This is a genomic window from Acinetobacter sp. YH16053, assembly GCF_013417035.1.
Lineage (GTDB): Bacteria > Pseudomonadota > Gammaproteobacteria > Pseudomonadales > Moraxellaceae > Acinetobacter > Acinetobacter towneri.
Genome location: NZ_VPEP01000145.1, coordinates 1 through 1,187, shown reverse-complemented (window position 1 = coordinate 1,187; position 1,187 = coordinate 1). Strand labels below are relative to the sequence as shown.

Sequence of the window (1,187 nt, the reverse complement as noted above, 5' to 3'; positions counted from 1 at the left end):
TTACGAGTACACAGCAATTGGGCGAATTCTTTCCCTAAACTTTTTTTCTAAATACGAAAATTTTTTCACAAAAAGTCAATATTGCTCTACCCTATATTTTCCCGTATCTTGCCAAAATAAGGTGTTGATTCTGTTGTCAGACAGCACTGAGAATATCATTAAGTTACCCCTCTCATCTTCCACAATTCGAGAGATAACTTAATGAGTATGGAGCCTTAATTTACTTCTCTCATCTTCCACAACTCGAGAGATAAATTGAGGCGTTATCGAGGCCAGAGAAGACAACGATGAGGTATATAAATTGATATTAAAGTCGAAAAGACCGTTGAACACAACCGGAATTTGTCATTGCCTTCTCACAGACAGAGAGGAGGTAAGGCATGAATATGATTTCACTGAAATTGATTCTACAAGCTATTAGCTTGCTAGCAGACTTAATTCAGCTCACGCAAATCTTGCAACCATTACTCTATTAAATATTAAAACCGCCTGCTGGATCAGGCGGTTTTTTTCGTTTTGCTTGGTTCTACGTAAATTAAAGAGCAGAACTACCCATAAAAAATAATTTCATTCACGTACGAGCCTCAAGAAACACTATCATTGCACTATACATAAAAGATAAAAGTATTAAATGATAAAAATACCTATCAATAGACTATTAATCTTTATTAAATGATAGTATTATCATTGTACTTATTTTTTTAAGTCTTTTTGATAGGTAGTCGGTTATGATAGTTCGCATTTATGTACGTGCATCAACTAAAGAGCAAGATGCTGAAAGAGCGCTCAGTGACTTGGTCGAGTTCAGTAAGAGCTATAGCGCTGGACACGTTGAATACATCGAAAATGAAAGCGGCACGAAGTTAACCCGACCCATCCTCAATCGGCTTTTAAACGAATCAGAGCCAGGTGACATTTTACTCGTGGAATCGGTCGACAGATTGTCACGCCTAGAACAAGCCGACTTCGACATTCTTAAGCAACAGATCAAGAGCAAAGGACTGCGCCTGGTCGTCGCTGATCTACCCACAACACACGTCGTTAATAGTGGCATGACAGGAGAGATACTGAACGTCATCAACAGCATGTTGATAGACCTACTTGCAACTATGGCGAAGCTTGATAACGACAAAAGGAGAGAACGCATTAAGCAAGCACTAGCAAGGTCAGGTTACAAGCCGGCAGGA

The 1,187-nt window shown here is 39.1% G+C and carries 1 protein-coding gene; it reads left to right on the top strand.

Annotated elements, in window-relative coordinates; all coding sequences use genetic code 11:
- Nucleotides 1-728 precede the first annotated feature (728 nt).
- Nucleotides 729-1,187 (top strand): recombinase family protein (locus tag FTV43_RS15670; protein ID WP_179995857.1); only part of this gene is annotated, 459 nt, incomplete at its 3' end.